The 16,478-nt window shown below is 45.2% G+C and carries 13 protein-coding genes and 1 tRNA gene; 7 read left to right on the top strand and 7 right to left on the bottom strand.

The genetic code is table 11. The annotated features are described in order from the left end of the window. Positions 1-57: 57 nt before the first annotated feature. The 3 genes from L1D11_RS00380 to yejK form a co-directional block, all read right to left on the bottom strand. Positions 58-1,236 (bottom strand): chemotaxis protein, encoded by a 1,179-nt coding sequence (locus L1D11_RS00380; protein ID WP_239834103.1) that lies wholly within the window; start codon positions 1,234-1,236, stop codon positions 58-60. A gap of 76 nt (positions 1,237-1,312) precedes the next feature. After that, positions 1,313-2,710 carry an Hpt domain-containing protein gene (locus L1D11_RS00375; protein ID WP_239834104.1) on the bottom strand — a complete coding sequence of 466 codons (1,398 nt, stop codon included), beginning with the start codon at positions 2,708-2,710 and terminating at the stop codon, positions 1,313-1,315. A gap of 106 nt (positions 2,711-2,816) precedes the next feature. Beyond that, positions 2,817-3,821: a nucleoid-associated protein YejK gene (yejK, locus tag L1D11_RS00370; RefSeq protein WP_239834105.1), complete on the bottom strand. Its 1,005-nt coding sequence runs from the start codon at positions 3,819-3,821 to the stop codon at positions 2,817-2,819. Positions 3,822-3,905: 84 nt separating this feature from the next. Here yejK and L1D11_RS00365 point away from each other — a divergent pair, with 84 nt between their 5' ends. The 3 genes from L1D11_RS00365 (at position 3,906) to L1D11_RS00355 (ending at position 6,193) form a co-directional block, all read left to right on the top strand. Further along, positions 3,906-4,133 carry a YejL family protein gene (locus L1D11_RS00365; RefSeq protein ID WP_004740674.1) on the top strand — a complete coding sequence of 76 codons (228 nt, stop codon included), beginning with the start codon at positions 3,906-3,908 and terminating at the stop codon, positions 4,131-4,133. A 28-nt stretch (positions 4,134-4,161) separates the two neighbouring features. Next, the gene (locus L1D11_RS00360) at positions 4,162-5,964 is read left to right on the top strand and encodes a DUF3413 domain-containing protein (protein ID WP_239834106.1); all 1,803 of its coding nucleotides are present in this window, start codon (positions 4,162-4,164) and stop codon (positions 5,962-5,964) included. A 138-nt stretch (positions 5,965-6,102) separates the two neighbouring features. Next, positions 6,103-6,193 (top strand) — tRNA-Ser (locus L1D11_RS00355). Positions 6,194-6,258: 65 nt separating this feature from the next. On the opposite strand, the gene L1D11_RS00350 is transcribed toward L1D11_RS00355, so the two are convergent. Beyond that, complete coding sequence (locus L1D11_RS00350) at positions 6,259-7,179, bottom strand: histone deacetylase (RefSeq protein WP_239834107.1); 921 nt, start codon at positions 7,177-7,179, stop codon at positions 6,259-6,261. Between the two features lie 110 nt (positions 7,180-7,289). Between L1D11_RS00350 and L1D11_RS22590 the strand changes: the two genes are divergently transcribed. From L1D11_RS22590 to L1D11_RS00340, 3 genes are read left to right on the top strand one after another with little or no spacing between them, the layout of a single operon-like run. Further along, positions 7,290-7,415, top strand: coding sequence for a hypothetical protein (locus L1D11_RS22590; RefSeq protein WP_258099341.1), 126 nt, complete (start codon positions 7,290-7,292; stop codon positions 7,413-7,415). Positions 7,416-7,440: 25 nt separating this feature from the next. Further along, a complete protein-coding gene (locus L1D11_RS00345; RefSeq protein ID WP_239834108.1) occupies positions 7,441-8,127 on the top strand; it encodes an SDR family oxidoreductase in 687 nt (228 codons plus the stop codon). A 7-nt stretch (positions 8,128-8,134) separates the two neighbouring features. Continuing rightward, positions 8,135-9,136 (top strand): DUF3080 domain-containing protein, encoded by a 1,002-nt coding sequence (locus tag L1D11_RS00340; RefSeq protein WP_239834109.1) that lies wholly within the window; start codon positions 8,135-8,137, stop codon positions 9,134-9,136. A gap of 18 nt (positions 9,137-9,154) precedes the next feature. Here L1D11_RS00340 and L1D11_RS00335 read toward each other — a convergent pair whose 3' ends face one another. From L1D11_RS00335 to L1D11_RS00325, 3 genes are all read right to left on the bottom strand, one after another. Then, positions 9,155-11,113, bottom strand: a complete 1,959-nt coding sequence (locus L1D11_RS00335) for a DNA topoisomerase III (protein ID WP_239834110.1) — start codon at positions 11,111-11,113, stop codon at positions 9,155-9,157. Between the two features lie 114 nt (positions 11,114-11,227). Next, positions 11,228-11,776, bottom strand: coding sequence for an NAD(P)H nitroreductase (locus L1D11_RS00330; RefSeq protein ID WP_004740667.1), 549 nt, complete (start codon positions 11,774-11,776; stop codon positions 11,228-11,230). 207 nt (positions 11,777-11,983) lie between these two features. Beyond that, complete coding sequence (locus L1D11_RS00325) at positions 11,984-13,993, bottom strand: NADPH-dependent 2,4-dienoyl-CoA reductase (protein ID WP_239834490.1); 2,010 nt, start codon at positions 13,991-13,993, stop codon at positions 11,984-11,986. Between the two features lie 557 nt (positions 13,994-14,550). Here L1D11_RS00325 and sppA point away from each other — a divergent pair. Continuing rightward, on the top strand, positions 14,551-16,401 hold the full coding sequence (gene sppA / locus L1D11_RS00320) for a signal peptide peptidase SppA (protein WP_239834476.1): 1,851 nt from the start codon (positions 14,551-14,553) through the stop codon (positions 16,399-16,401). The last annotated feature ends 77 nt before the right edge of the window (positions 16,402-16,478 follow it).

Genomic DNA, 16,478 nt, shown 5'->3' with positions numbered 1-16,478 from the left:
CAAAACCTTAATGGCATAGATAAAAAAGAGCGCCCTAAAGCGCTCTTTTTTATTGGGTTATTTATTTGCGGTTCGTTTACCCAACCAATAACCGATACCTAGCGGTGCGAAGAACACCACCAAGATAAACAGAATAAAGTAGATAATTACACCTTTGATTAGCGCCATCAGCTTATCAATCGCGAGTACAACCACTTCTTGCGAAACGCGATCTAAATCTTGAGTGAACAATTCTCTTTCTGATGTCACGATACCCGCGACCTCAATACGTTCTTTCTCGATCATCTGAACCAACGCTTCTCTTTCACGCGTGACCATCTTTTCTAACGCCACACGCTCATCACTCAGCATAGCCAGTTTTTGGTCTGTTTTGTCGCTAAGATCATTAAGCAGCGGCTGCATTTTCGCCGAAATAATAGAAGCCAGTGTTTGCATGTACTCAGGGTTGTTCTCAATGAAGTCCTGCATGCTTGCTGACATTTGGCGAAGGCTTTCTAGTGTCATCGATAAATCTTCACCCGTCAGTGAGCTATTCATCGCCACTAACTCTGCTTTCCAAGACATCAGCTTTGGCGTTTGGTCCGCCATCAGGCTTAAACGATCTGATGCATCGCTCATTACTTCTGGCATGGTACCTAGGCTCTGAACAATCTGTGATTCATCTTTGCCAAGGTAAGCTAGCCATTCTCGATAAGCAGGCGTGCTTCTGAACGTTAGGTCGTTGAATGGATTGCTCGCAACAAACTCAGCAACGAATGCTTTGCTCTTCTTAAAGTCACTCGAGCTCAGAACGCCTTTTGCTAGCTTTTCTGCTTCTTGATCGAGAGAACGTGCGGTGTTAACCACATGATCCGTCGTGAACAGATCCGCTCCTTCACCTTCGGCATAGAATTGATTCATTTGCGCAGTAAACACCCAAGTATCAATGAGCGCAGACATAGGAGAAGTTTGGTAAGCCGCTTGCTGTAAGCCCTGCTCAGCATGGATCTTCCAAAGCAAAACGTAAGATTGATGTAAGGTGTCATCAGCAGGATAAGATTGCGCGATTATATCTGCCGAGTCTTCGACTTGTGTAAAAAACAGCTGAGCGTATTCACGCGTCATGAGCCGAGCATTCAGCTCTTGTTGAGTGAGAGGCGTCGTTTGACTATCTAACTTAACTTCCAATAGAGAACAACCACTTAGCACAATACTAAGCACCAACACTATCCAACTTCGACTCGAAACGCGTAACATATAAACCTCTGACAAAGACTAAGGGCGCGGATTGTATGAACACTTAGTCAGAGTATTGTCAAAACTCCCGCAAAAGTTAACGCTGATTATCTAAATATTCGACAGCGGAATCCACAGAGGCTTTTATTGCCTGCTCAAGTTCGTTCAAGTCGTATTCGCTGATCGCTCGAGATTGTTTCATTGTCATCTCTATACTTGCGGCAATAATAGCTAAACGCGACGCTTTAATACTGCCTGCCACACCTTTTAAGCTATGTACAACACGTGCGGCTGAGGTTTCATCTTTGGTCAATAGCGCTTTAAACTTCTCATAGTCGTCCGCATGGTCTTGGACAAAAACCCCAAGCAACAATTCAATCGACTCCGCATCACCATTGAGTGTTTCGAGCATCCCTTCAATATCAATAGCAGGTTTTGAATCCTTCACACTAACAACACGCTTCTCCGCCAAAATCGCCCCTTTTTCATCAAGTTGATTTGCAGGGCCCATATTTTGTTGAGGTTGATACTGTGGATGCTGATTCAATACGGTGTCAGAGTCACTCTCATCTTGCGCAGCTGCCGAGGGAGAGAAAGCCACGCTGGTTTCTGAAAACAGTTCATCTTCTTTATTAGAAAATTGAACCACCTTTTCCTTGCTAGATTCAGGGGCGAGACTCTGGTCCGCTTTAGGTTGTTGGGCCGCTTTTCTCACACTGACACTCCATACCACCAAACCGCTCATAGCAATCAAACTCACACCTAACATCACTAACATAAGATTAAACTGACGTTCGTGATATTCAGACTCTAGTTTGATGATCTGCTTATTCACCGAGTTCTGCTTAATCTTATCAACTAAAAAATTAAGTTGTGCGTAATCCACCAATAAAGCAGAAGCATCCGCTAATAACTGTTGGAGTGCATCTTGCTCTTTAGTTTTGAGTAAATAAGATTTTTCCAGAATGGAATCAAAGGCACGATAAGTCGCTGGCGAACTTTGATTGTCAGAATACATCGCTTCAAACACCACAACTCCGAATTCGTTTAGTAACGGTTTTAGCTTAGGGGATAGGTCTTTATCGGTACGCAAGATCTTAATGTTATCAACAATGTCTTGAACTTGGCTTTCGATTGGGATGAACTCATCAAACTTTTCTAGTAACTGATCAGTAACGTAAAGCAGTTGGTTGACATCGGGTCGAAACAAGGCGTGTTGGAAGTCAGATTCAATCTGCAGTCGGATCGAATAAATCAACTGAGCATCGAGTGCGAGATCATTGATACGAGAGACTCGAAGTGGCTCCGAGAAATAAAACGACTGCTTTAACTCGTTAACGCGAAGACCCAGCTCTTCGATTTGAGCAAGAGAGTTGGTGTAGGAACGGCTCAGGTTGAGAAGTGCCAATGAAGGAAATAGCCACAGAACCAAAATCACAACTAAGAAAGTGACTGGTTTATTAAAGCGAATGGGCTTTGCTACTGATTGTTCCATCTATATTCCTTGTGCGTGTTAACTTGAAGCCATTATTGCTATGGCGAAGACACAAAGCACAAAACAAGCGACAGCATCCTACTGCCGCTTACCTATTCACTTCGGACTATGACTTATTACGAGTCAGTTGGTCACGTAAGTTTGGCGGTGTGCCTTTAATCGTTAGCGTATCTGTCTCCGGATCATAGAAGATACGCTCGCCTAGAAGCAGACTATCAAAACTAACATTCAAACCGCCACCTGCACCAACAAATTTTGTTAGTTTACGCATAGTTGCGCGATCTGCAGGGAAGCTGTCTTCTAACTCGTAGCCTTGCTCACTAGTATAGTCAAAGAAGCTGGTACCATCTGAGCTTGCTGGTAATTCGCCAGACAGTTCACGCACTTGAACCTCATCACCCGCTTTTAACTGCTCGTTACAGTAATCAGCAACCTGCTTTTTGTAGCTGATCGCTTCCTCTTTCTCTAATTTAGAATCAGAAACAAAATCCTCTACCGCTTGCATTAACACCTGGTTTTGCAGTTTTGCATCCAGGCCTACTTCTGCTTGAAGAAAATCTAAGAAGAAGTCAGCCACTTTACGACCAACACGTCCTTTGATGTACGTTAGGTAGCGATTTGATTCTTTGTCTGTCTCGTAAGTAGACAGATCTAAGCGAGCTGCAATGTCCATTTTAGATATATCTAAGTAGTCAGTCGCGCTGATATCTAGTCCTTCTGTTACCTTCAAGCTCTGGTTTGAAGGCAGTAGACCAATGAAAAGGTAGTCAGTTGCAAGTGACTGATATTCGGCGATTACCAAGATGCCTTCATCAGCAAATGGGTATTTTGAAAGCTCGTCTTTTAGACGTTGCGCACTCTTTTGAGAAAAATCGTAAAAGTTTGTCTCACCAGCGCGAATTTGATGCAACCACTGTTGGAATTCGCTGTCAGATTTGAAAGAACCAAACCCTTTGCCTGCTTTTGAGTTAAAAACACGATGAAGTTCAGCAACTAGGCTTTCAGAAGAAGCATCGTTTTCTAGAGATTCAGCACGATAGTTAACAATCAGTTCTTCCTGATCGTTCTTGCTCAGCTGGTGTAAAATCACATTGGAAAGGTGAAGGCTCATAGTGAAAATATTACCGTTCAGGTTTCAGTTGTCGTGCATAGTAGGTTATCATAAGCCGCTTTTACTATCATTATTAGAGTCCTTATGCCGATTATATCTAAATACACAGATGAACAAGTTGAAAAAATCCTAGCTGAGGTAGGTGCTGTACTATCTAAGCACAAAGCTTCACCAGAACTTTCACTGATGATCGCTGGAAATATCGCAACCAATGTCTTAAATCAGAACGTTGCTGCTTCACAACGCAAAGGAATTGCTGAAAAATTTGCCGAGGCTTTAATTTCTTCTCTTGAAGATAAAAAGTCTCACTAAATTTGATTGACGGATAAAAGAATTATAAATGGTAAACAGCGCAAACTCATATAGCGATCGTGTATCTCGACTAGTTGGTTGGGGTCACTGGTTTGCATTTTTCAACATCATTGCTGCGATGTTGATTGGTACTCGTTATATCACTCAATCTGCTTGGCCAGAAACCCTGCTGGGTCAATTCTACTTGGCTGTTTCATGGGTTGGTCATTTCGGCTTTTTGGTATTTGCGCTCTATCTATTAGTGCTGTTCCCGCTCACATTTATTCTTCCGTCGAGGAAGTTATTACGTTTGGTTGCCGTTTGCTTTGCGACCATAGGTTTAACTGTCCTGTTGATTGATACTCAAACGTATCAAAATATAAACCTCCACCTGACACCTGTCGTGTGGGAGGTTTTATTCAGTGGAGAGGAGTCTGCATTTACGTCTGATTTACAGCACCTCTTCATTGTTATGCCGCTTATTTTCTTATTGCAGCTTGGCCTATCTGAATGGGTTTGGCGTAAGCAGCGTAAACTTTCTCATAAACACATCGGCCGCCCAATTACCGCCGTCTTCTTCTTGTGTTTCATCAGTAGCCACCTGACTTACATGTGGGCTGATGCGTATTTCTATAACCCAATTACGAGCCAAAAAGCGAACTTCCCACTGTCTTACCCAATGACAGCGAAAAGCTTTATGGAGAAGCATGGTCTGTTAGACCGTGAAGAATATCTAGAGCGTTTAGAAGCAAACAAACGCAATGTAAACCTTGTTAGCTACCCGCTAGAAGAAATTCAGTACAACCGCCGCAGTGATGATTTGAACATCCTGATGGTGAGCGTTAATAACCTGCGCGCAGATGCTCTTAACGAAACATCAATGCCAAGCAGCTACGCATTTGCACAACAGTCGATCAATTTCACCAACCATTACAGTTCTAGCAACGACATGTTTGGTATTTTCGGCTTGTTCTACGGCCTTCCGAGCAGCTATGCAAGCAGCATTGAAGCTCAGGGGGCGAGTTCAGTACTGTTAGATGTATTAGATAACCACAAATACAAGTTTGCTGCATTCAGCGGTGACAACTTTGACGATGCACTATACTCGGACATCATCTTCCGAGGCCGTAAGATCATGTCCGAGCAAGCGACGTTTAATGACCAAAACGCAATCAAAGCCTGGTCAAACTGGGTGGAATCCCCGAAAGCTAAGCGTCCTTGGTTCAACTTTATTGAGCTGACAACACTAGACAACTTCGCAAGTTCAGAAGCAGAGTCAGATTCAGCGTTAACAACCGCAGAGCGTTTTGCTGCCGACTACCAAAAATCAGCTCAAGCGGCGGACGCGCAGCTTGCGACCATCTACGCAGAATTGGAACGCTTGGACCTTATCGATAATACGGTAGTTATCATTACCTCTAATCACGGTACTGAGTTTAACGAAACCAAGACTAACAGCTGGGGAGCAAACTCTAACTACAGCCGTTATCAGCTGCAGGTACCTCTATTTATTAGCTGGCCAGGTAAATCAGCGTCTGAGTATACTCATCGCTCTAGCCACCTGGATGTTTCTGTAACGCTAATGCAAGAGCTATTGGGTGTCTCGTCAAACCCAACTGACTTTAGTAGCGGTCGTAGTCTGTTTGATGAGCGTAGGAGAAAGTGGATCCTCGCTGGTGACTCTCGTGAACTTGCTCTTGTTACTGACCAGCAAACAACGGTGCTAGATAAATTCGGTAACTACAAATTGTACGACCAGAATTACAAGCGCCTGAAAAACGTAAGCCCTCGCTTACCGGTGTTGATGCAAGGCCTTACTGAGCTACAGCGTTTCTACACAAAAAATGACTAAATAATCAGCAAACAGAAAAGGGAAGCCAATGGTTTCCCTTTTTTATTACCGTAAGTGATTATAAAACAAGCAACAAAACAAAGTTATGAAAATTAATGGTTTACAAGGTCCTCCGCCCCTTATATTATTCACGCCACTGGAGGGATGGCTGAGTGGTCGAAAGCACCGGTCTTGAAAACCGGCAACCGTTAATAGCGGTTCTAGGGTTCAAATCCCTATCCCTCCACCACATTAAAGAGAGCCGCTGAGAAATCAGCGGCTTTTTTGTATCTGAAGAAAACTTAGCTTAGCAGGTCAACTATTCACTGCTAGTGCTGCTTTCAAAAGCTGCATGTGAATCGGTACCAAATCTTGGTGCTGAGTACGATAGCCTCCCCCAACAACACACGCCATTGGAATATACTCTGATTTTGCTAAGTTAATCATGAAGCAATCTCGTTCAAAGATCCCTTGCGTCGATACATTCAAGTAACCCAACTCGTCATCTTGGTGGATATCGACACCTGCATCATAAATGATCAAATCAGGTTGGTGATGCGCAATCGCCAGCTTAGTCACTTGCTCAAAACAACGCAGAAACTCTTCATCTTCCGTTTCGCGACTTAATGGCACATCCAGATCCGATAATGGCTTTCTTGCAGGGAAGTTTTTATCGCAGTGGAAAGACAGAGTAATAATCTCATCGCTCTCTTGGCAGAGTGTCGCTGTACCATCGCCATGGTGTACGTCGCTGTCTACGATCAGCACCTTATCAACCTGCTCAAAGGTAAGTGCATGCTTCGCTGCCAACACCAGATCATTCAACAAACAAAATCCGCTGCCAAAATCATGGTGCGCGTGGTGATAGCCTCCACTCAAGTGAATGGCTAACCCACTCTCAATGGCCATATCCGCAGCTAGGCAAGTGCCGCCGCTTGAATAGAGCGTCCTTTCAATCAACTGTTCACTCCACGGAAAACCAATGCGTCTCATCTTCGCCGCTGGTAAACTCCCAGAAACAAGCAAATCGACATAGTCACTGTCGTGAACCTGTTTGACTTGTTCTACCGACACCGGCTTTGGTTCAAACACTTCAAACATACTCTTCCAGAGTGAATCGCTATCCATTAACGCCTCAACTGCGCTATGTAACAACTGGTATTTGTTGATTGGGTAACGGTGACCTTCAGGTAAAGGCAACTGCGAATAAATTGGGTGGTAAATTAAAGGAATCATAATCGAGTTAATTGCGTATCTTTCTCAAAATCATAACAGCCTCAGCCTTGGCGACAACCTAAATTAATGATAACAATTATCATTACCTTTAAATGTATTCAGAGAAAGCAATGAAAAACCTAATACTTACCCTTGGGGTGATCTGTGGCTCGGCGACAGCAGTAATGATTTTTGTCGGAATGCTAATGGCCAGTTGGTGGGCCGTTGATTTTCTGGTGTTAAGCCATCAAACTTAACTAATTGAACTGAAAAGGAATCACCATGAGCGTTATTTTTATTACTGGAGCAAACCGAGGCATTGGTTTAAGCCTTGCTCAGCAATACGTTAAGGACAATCACACCGTTTACGCTACCTATCGTGAGACCTCATCGGCACATGAGTTACTGGCACTCGCAGAACACCACAGCAACTTAACCTGTATTCAACTAGACATCACTGATTATCAAGCCACCAGCAGGCTACCTGATCAACTCCAGCCCATTGATATTCTAATTAACAATGCAGGCTATTACGGCCCTAAAGGTTACGGACTGGGTAACACCGATGTAGAAGAGTGGCGACGCGTTTTTGAGGTCAACACTATTGCGCCATTGAAGCTAGTTGAAACACTTCTCCCTATGCTAGAAGCCAGTGACGTGAAAAAGATAGCTTGCTTGTCTTCTCGAGTTGGCAGCATGGCAGAAAACACTTCTGGCGGAGGCTACATCTATCGCTCTTCTAAAGCGGCTCTCAACTCGGTTGTAAAAAGTTTAAGCAACGATCTAACTAGCAACGGCTTCACGGTATTGGCACTGCATCCAGGTTGGGTACAAACAGAAATGGGTGGTCCTAATGCTCTTATTGATACAGACACTTCAGCGTCTGGTCTTATTAAAGTCATCGAATCTGCCAGCACTGAAGTAAGTGGTCACTTCTTCAATTTCGACGGCAATGAAATAGACTGGTAGGTAACCCATGAATCTTCGCCTTCTTACAAACTTCGCACAACGCTCGCCACTGCTTTTAATCACCGTGGTGCTCGGAGGGTGTTTTGGGGAAGGCCCTGGAGACTTGTTCGATGACTATCAAACCAAAGTTGCCAGAGTGCAAGATGCTGAAGAGCTCAAACAAGACTGGGAGTTTGAGGGTTTGCCGAGAAAGCGAGAGTTATTGCTAAACGTCCCCTCTGTTTCTATTGGGCTCATCGACAGCTATCAGCTTCGCCAATGTGGACTTTTCAACCTGATTGCTGAGCGTAACTCAGTATTAGGAAAAGTCGCGGACGAGTTCCGCAATTACGATTACCAAGTCGCTCTACTCGAAGGCGTAGGCAAGTGCTTATCGAGTGATGAGCTAGACCCAGAAATCATCGAGCTCTTGAGAGGGATCGAGCAACAGAAGCTCGCACAATTTCCACTCCACCAATGGAACCTGATTTATGCTAGTGATGCTATGCAGTCACAGATGCGCGGTAGTCAGTGGCTGCGTCAGGATATTGGTCAACAAGTAAGACAGACGAGCGACGCCTTGGAGCATCTTAACCATTCGTTAAATACACCACTTGTTTCGGGTAAGACCACAGAGGTGCAAGAGGTGTTAGAGAAGAGCTCTACCCTTGGGGATCTGTATTATTCGCTTGCGCGCGCGTCGGTTGAACTCGATACCATCACCGAGCAACTCACTACTTTTGATGCCAATATCATCTGCGGAAAACAACGCGACACCACTAAGTTCCGTTACCTCAACAACGTATTCGAACAACAGTATATTGGCAAAGTACAGCCGTATATGGCGCAACTGGATGGCTACTATCAACAGCTCGCTCCGCAGCTGGCAATGTTTGATGCTCAACCAGAACTACACAGCTACTACTTCCCCATCCAAGATACGCACCAAGCCTTTCGCGCATCAACCCGTCGCCATGTGGAGTATTGGCAAAAGTTGTTTAAGCGTTGTGGGCGTAAGGTTGGACGTTAATCCCTCTACCGATAAGTACTAGCTTTTAGTGCCTTTCTTGGCATAAGACTTCTTCGTACCGCCACCTTTGCGACGTTTAAAAGCGGGTCTCTCAACTTTAGGGAGATGACGAAGCGATTCCGGCACTTCCCCTGTTTTCACTCGCCCCATTAGGCCATCAATCTTGCTTTCCAACGCTTGCATGAAAGGTTGATACGCTTGGTTACGCTCGGCCATACCCTGTAGCTGGTGTTCCCAGTGTGCTGTCATGTCCGGAAAGGTCGAATCCTCAGGTAGGGCATGAATCAAACCTCTACCTGCAGGGCTACTATGAATACTCTTACCTTGGCGCGTTAGCAACTGCCTTTTGAATAGCGTATCCAGAATGCCCGCACGAGTCGCCTCTGTTCCAAGACCATCAGTCTCTTTCAAAATTGCTTTCAGATCCTTGTTCGCGACAAAACGCGCGATACCTGTCATCGCTTGAAGCAATGTCGCTTCCGTGAAATGCTTTGGTGGTTCGGTTTTCTTATCACCAATGACACCTTCACGGCAGGTCAGCACAGTTCCTTTATCTAGCGGTGGAACTGTATCAGTACCATCACCTTTCTCTTCGGTGTCGGTTTTACCCATCAACACTTTCCAACCAGGATTGATAAGCTGACGCCCTTTCGCAATGAACACACCACCAGCGATATCAAACACTAACTTAGCATCCGCAAACACAGCCGGAGGGTAAAACTGCATCAGATATTGGCGGGCGATTTGTTGATAGATTTTCATCTCATTCGCAGACAAACCATTTACCGATGATTTCTTCGGTGTTGGGATGATTGCGTGGTGAGCATCGACCTTACTGTCGTTCCATGCTTTTGATTTCAGTGAGAGATCTGCGCCTTGCGCACCACTTTGTAGCTCTTTCGCATTATTGGCGATGGCGTCTACAATTGATTCTCGCTGCGAGTAGTGCTCTTTAGGAAGGTAGCGACTATCAGAACGTGGGTAAGTAATAAGTTTGTGCTTCTCATATAAAGACTGACAAGTGTCTAGCACCTGCTGAGCACTCATACCAAAACGCTTAGAGGCATCAATCTGCAAGGCAGACAGAGAATAAGGAAGTGGTGCAGCTTGTTTACTTTGCTTCTGCTCTGACTCTGTGACGGTTGCAGGTTGGTTTGCGATTCGCTGAGCGACGTTTTCAACCAACTTTCGATTGAGTACACGGCCTTCTTCGTCTTGCCACGGCTTACAGGCTTCACTTGGTTTCCAGCGAGCACTAATGTCAAAACTCTGTCCGTTATTTTGGTAAGGAATCAAGGCATGCAAAGTGAAGTAATCTTTGGGAATGAAGTTTTCGATCTCTTCATCACGTCTCACCACTAAACCAAGTACTGGTGTCTGCACACGCCCTACCGACAATACGCCTTGATAACCAGCTTTTTGACCAAGCAAGGTATAAGCGCGAGTCATATTCATACCATACAGCCAATCGGCTCTTGAGCGTGCCAATGCTGAAACAGAAAGAGGGATAAAATCGCGATTGCTACGCATTTGAGAAAGTGCGCGCTTCACCGCAGGTAAGTTCAAATCACTAATCAGCAACCTTTCCATCGACTCTTTCTTGGCTTTAGAGACTTTGCAGTAATCGATCACTTCATCAACCAGAAGCTGCCCTTCTCTATCTGGGTCTCCGGCGTGGACAATTTGAGTGGCATCCTTCAATAGCTTTCGGATCACCGTGAACTGTTTGCTCGAAGTCTTGCGTGGTCTTAGCTGCCATTGCTCTGGCACGATAGGGAGATCGGCCAAGTTCCATTTCTTGTAACGCTCGTCATAAGCGTCTGGCTCAACCTGTTCCAATAAGTGTCCAATACACCAAGTCACTACATCACCGTTACCACATTTGATGAACCCTTGGTCTTTCTTCTGTGGATTAGGCAGTGCAGCGGCGATCGCACGGCCGAGGCTTGGTTTTTCAGCAATAATAAGGCGAGACATGTTTTTCCAGATGCTACAAACAATTAGGGTCACATTATCTAATGTGACCCTAATAAATCAAGAAAAACTGGTTGTTTATACAGTTAGCATTCCACTATTCAGCTTCAGCGTTCTTTATAAGAACTCAACAAACTTAGAAAAGTCACGCTCTGGCACTTTCATTGGCGTACAGCCCGGCGTACCTAGGTATAGGAAACCAACAATTTCGTCGTCGCCTTCTAGGCCAAATGCTTGATGCACTTCTGGGTGGAACATCCATTTACCTGAGCGCCAAAAACCTTGGAAACCTTGAGCGACTGCGGCCATTTGCATCGCTTGCGCCGCGCAGCCTGCAGAAAGATGTTGTTCAATCGCTGGTACTTTCTCATGCTCGGTGACTTTAGCAATCACGGTGATCACCATAGGAGCACGGAACGGCGCCTTTTTCACTTTCTCAATCACCGCTTCTTCGCTTTCTTCCGCTTCAGCAGCACGAACCAAGATATCAGATAGCTTCTGTAGCCCTGAACCTTGCGCGATAACAAAGCGCCATGGTGTAAGTGCACCGTGGTCAGGGGCACGCAAGCCCGCTTTGATGATGTTTTCTAACGCGACACCTTCAGGTGCTGGATCAGAGAGTTTTGCGATAGAGCGTCGGTTGAGCAGTAGATCCAAAGCATCCATTTGAAGTCCTTACTATTTCTTTATTATTTGTATACTTGAACTTTAGCACAGAATACAAACGATAATAAATCTCAACGACTGCTCATTTGGCCTAAATTAGAAACAATAAAGGCTCCTAAATCTATGACTTAGGAGCCTTGTTCAAACATTTATCTAGGCATATTAGACAAGCATATTTACCGATAATATTACGGCTTGTAGCTTTATCTATAACTTAATCGCTAGTTCAACACCTTGGCGGATAGCGCGCACAGCATCTAGCTCACCAGCATAATCAGCACCACCAATCACGTGCAGTTTGCCACCGAACTCTTGCCACATATCTTCAAATGGTCTCACCGATACTTGACCTGCACACACGATAACCGAATCAGCATCGAGTACCTGATCTTGTTTACCAACGCTGATATGCAAACCTTGGTCATCAATCTTGTTGTAGCTCACACCACCCAACAGATTCACACCACGCTTTTCTAGTGTGCGTTTGTGAATCCAACCTGTGGTCTTACCAGGGCCTTTACCAACACGACCCGCTTTGCGCTGCATCACCCAAACCGTTTTGTCACTGAATGAATCCGGGTAAGGATACAGGCCACCTGGGTGCTCCATATTCTTATCAATGCCCCACTCATGCAGCCAATCGTCTAGACTGTGTGACGTTGGCTCGGTGAGCATGGTTGCCACATCGACACCGATACCACCTGCACCAACAATCGCGACCTTTTCGCCTACTGGTGTCTTTTCGCGAATCAAGGTTTGATAGTCGACCACGTTCTCGTGCTCAATACCTTCAATATTCAGTTTTCTTGGCTCTACACCTGCCGCCATCACCACTTCATCGTACTTGAGCAGCATTTCAAACGTGGCTTCAGTATCCAGCTTAAGATTCACACCCGATGCATCGATTTGGTTGGCAAAATAACGAATCGTTTCTCTAAATTCTTCTTTGCCCGGGATCTGCATTGCTAGCCTAAACTGGCCACCGATACGATCGTTCTTCTCTAACAAATCTACCTTGTGACCGCGCTGCGCCAATGTTGTCGCACAAGCCAAGCCTGCAGGGCCAGCACCCACTACCGCAATCGTCTTGGTAGCTGGCGCGGGTTGAACAACAATTTCAGTCTCATAACAAGCTCGTGGGTTAACCAAACAGCTCGCGCGTTTCCCTTTGAACACGTTATCAAGACAGGCTTGGTTACAACCGATACAGGTGTTGATGAACTGAGCTTGGTCCTGTGCGGCTTTGTTAACGAAATCAGGGTCAGCCAAGAAAGGTCGAGCCATGGAAACCATGTCAGCCTGACCGGAGCTGATAATGCGTTCTGCTTCTTCTGGTGTATTAATACGGTTACATGTAATGACTGGAATAGAGACGTACGGCTTCACTTTCTCGGTAACCCAAGAGAAGGCACCACGTGGTACTTGTGTCGCGATAGTCGGAATGCGTGCTTCGTGCCAACCGATACCAGTATTGATAATGGTAACGCCTGCCTCCTCAAGCTTTTGAGCCAGCAACACAACATCTTCAAAGGTGCTACCTTGCTCAACCAAATCCAACATCGACAGTCGGAAGATAATGATAAAATCCTTGCCCACAGCTTCGCGAATCGATTTCACGATCTCTAGCGGGAAACGCATACGCTTCTCATAAGAACCGCCCCACTCGTCGTAACGCATGTTGGTACGCTTACAGATGAATTGGTTAATCAAGTAGCCTTCAGAGCCCATGATTTCAATGCCGTCGTAGCCTGCCACTTGAGCAAGTTCGGCACTGTTGGCAAAGGCATTGATGGTCTTTTTGATTTGGCGAGAGCTCATTTCACTTGGCGCAAACTTGGCGATTGGTGCTTTTATACCCGAAGCACTTTGTGCGAATGGGTGCATTGCGTATCGACCAGCGTGAAGTAGCTGCAACGCAATTTTCCCGCCGTGCTTATGTACCGCTTCGGTAACAACTTGGTGCGCTTTCGCGTGCTTAACTTTGCTGAATTCAGCACTAAACGGAGATAATCTGCCACGTAAGTTCGGAGAAAAGCCGCCTGTAACAATTAGGCCAACGCCCCCTTTTGCTCGCTCTTCGTAAAACGCGGCGAGTTTATGCAGGCCTTCTTTATGCTCTTCTAAACCTGTGTGCATTGATCCCATCAATACACGGTTTCGTAACTGAGTAAATCCAAGATCGAGTGGTTCAAGTAAATGTGGGTACATGGCAGACATCACTTCTGTTATTTATCCTTGTGGTCTGACCACAGTATAGCTCAATCACCAAAAGTTCAAACAACCGTTTACATTTTTGTAACACCGATCATAATGCTGAAGGTATTAATCGTTCGGAAGTCCTAGGGGCTGTTAACCTTTCGAGATTGGTTTTGCAGCATCTTGTGGGAAATTTATACAAGGAAGAGGCTTTGATGTGTAGCTGGCCTACATGAAAAGCCGATAACGCAGTAGAAATGAACCACAAGAGCTGCCCGAAGGGTTCGAGCTAGGCGCCCCCACAAAAATCATTTTATGCTTTGTTGAAGAATATTTGCTTAGAATGACTAGGCTACATACTCTTCGCCGCGCCTAAAACGATTTTATCTCGAACAAAACTTAACCACGAAAGGTCAACAGCCCCTTATCTGTCTACACTTAATGAGAATATAAATCGATTAACACTTCTTGGTATAGTTTGAGTTAGGGAATTATCGTAGGATACTAAGCAGTTCATATTATTGAGATTAATAGTACTGCTGCTTGTTAAAGCGACGTAATCTCACTGCGGAGACAGAATGAAAAAAATATTCAAAATTATAGGTATGATCTTCAAAGGGATTTGGAAGCTGATTACGTTTTTACGTGTTGCGCTTGTTAACTTAATCTTCTTACTTAGTATCGCCGTTATCTACTTTGTGTACTTCCACTCAGACACAGCGCCACCAACCGTGCCACAACAATCTGCTTTAGTGCTAAACCTGTCGGGTCCGATTGTTGAACAAAGCCGCTATATCAATCCGATGGACTCAGTTACCGGTTCGCTGCTAGGCAAAGATCTGCCAAAAGAAAATATTCTCTTTGATATCGTTGAAACGATTCGCTATGCCAAAGACGATGACAATGTAACAGGTATTGTTTTGGCGCTTAAAGAGCTGCCAGAAACCAACCTGACTAAACTGCGCTACATTGCTAAAGCCTTAAATGAGTTTAAAGCTTCAGGTAAACCGATTTATGCAGTAGGTGACTTCTACAACCAAAGCCAATACTACCTAGCAAGCTACGCAACTAAGGTATACATGTCACCTGATGGTGGTGTACTTCTTAAAGGTTACAGCGCTTACTCGCTATACTACAAAACCTTATTAGAGAAGCTAGATGTAAACACGCACGTGTTCCGTGTGGGTACTTATAAGTCAGCTATCGAGCCTTTCATTCGTGACGACATGTCTGACGCAGCCAAAGAGTCGGCATCACGTTGGTTAGGTCAACTATGGAGTGCTTACGTTGATGATGTGAGCAATAACCGCCAAATTGATGCGAAGACACTTAATCCAAGCATGGACACTTTCTTGAAAGAGCTTGAATCTGTCGATGGCGATATCGCGAAACTGGCAGAAAAACTTGGTTTAGTAGATGAGCTAGCCACTCGCCAGCAAGTTCGACTGGAACTTGCAGATGTGTTCGGCAGTGATGGCCAAGACAGCTACAACGCACTTGGCTACTACGACTACCGTGCAACCATGCTTCCAGACATGAGCAATGAATCACACGATGTTGCTGTGATTGTTGCTAGCGGCGCTATTATGGATGGCAAACAGCCACGTGGCACCGTTGGTGGCGATACAACCGCGGCTCTGCTTCGCCAAGCTCGTAACGATGACAAAGTTAAAGCCGTTGTTCTTCGAGTGGATAGCCCTGGCGGCAGCGCATTTGCTTCAGAAGTTATTCGCAATGAAATAGAAGCGATTAAGCAAGCGGGTAAGCCAGTAGTTGTTTCAATGTCTAGCCTTGCCGCTTCTGGTGGTTACTGGATCTCAATGGGCGCAGACAAGATCCTCGCTCAACCAACGACGTTAACTGGCTCGATTGGTATCTTCAGTGTCATCACTACCTTCGAAAAAGGCTTAAATGATATTGGTGTTTACACTGATGGCGTTGGCACATCACCGTTCTCAGGTCTTGGTATCACCACCGGCCTAACTGAGGGCGCGAAAGATGCGTTCCAAATGGGTATCGAACATGGCTACCGCCGATTCATAGGTCTAGTTGGAGAAAACCGTGGAATGGATGTTGATGCGGTCGATAAAATTGCTCAAGGTCGCGTATGGACTGGTCAAGACGCTATGCAAAACGGTTTAGTCGATGAAATTGGTGACTTCGATGACGCGATTGCCGCCGCCGCTTCACTTGCAGAACTCGAAAGCTACAACATCTACTGGGTAGAAGAGCCACTTTCAGCCACTGAGCAGTTTATTCAAGAATTTATGAACCAAGTTCAGATGTCGATTGGCCTTGATATTCAGTCAATGATACCAAGCAGTTTGCAGCCGGTTACGCAGCAGTTAGCTCAAGATAGCCAACTATTAAGCAACTTTAACGACCCACAAGGCCGTTACGCTTTTTGCTTAAACTGCCAAGTTCAATAATTTAAGCTCAACGCTTTATTATCAAGGGGCGCCTCTGTGTGAGGCGCCTCTTTTTATTACATAATAATTCGCTATAA

This window comes from Vibrio sp. Isolate32 (assembly GCF_022397955.1).
In the GTDB taxonomy this organism is placed as follows: domain Bacteria; phylum Pseudomonadota; class Gammaproteobacteria; order Enterobacterales; family Vibrionaceae; genus Vibrio.
This window is presented reverse-complemented; position numbering and strand designations above follow the sequence as displayed.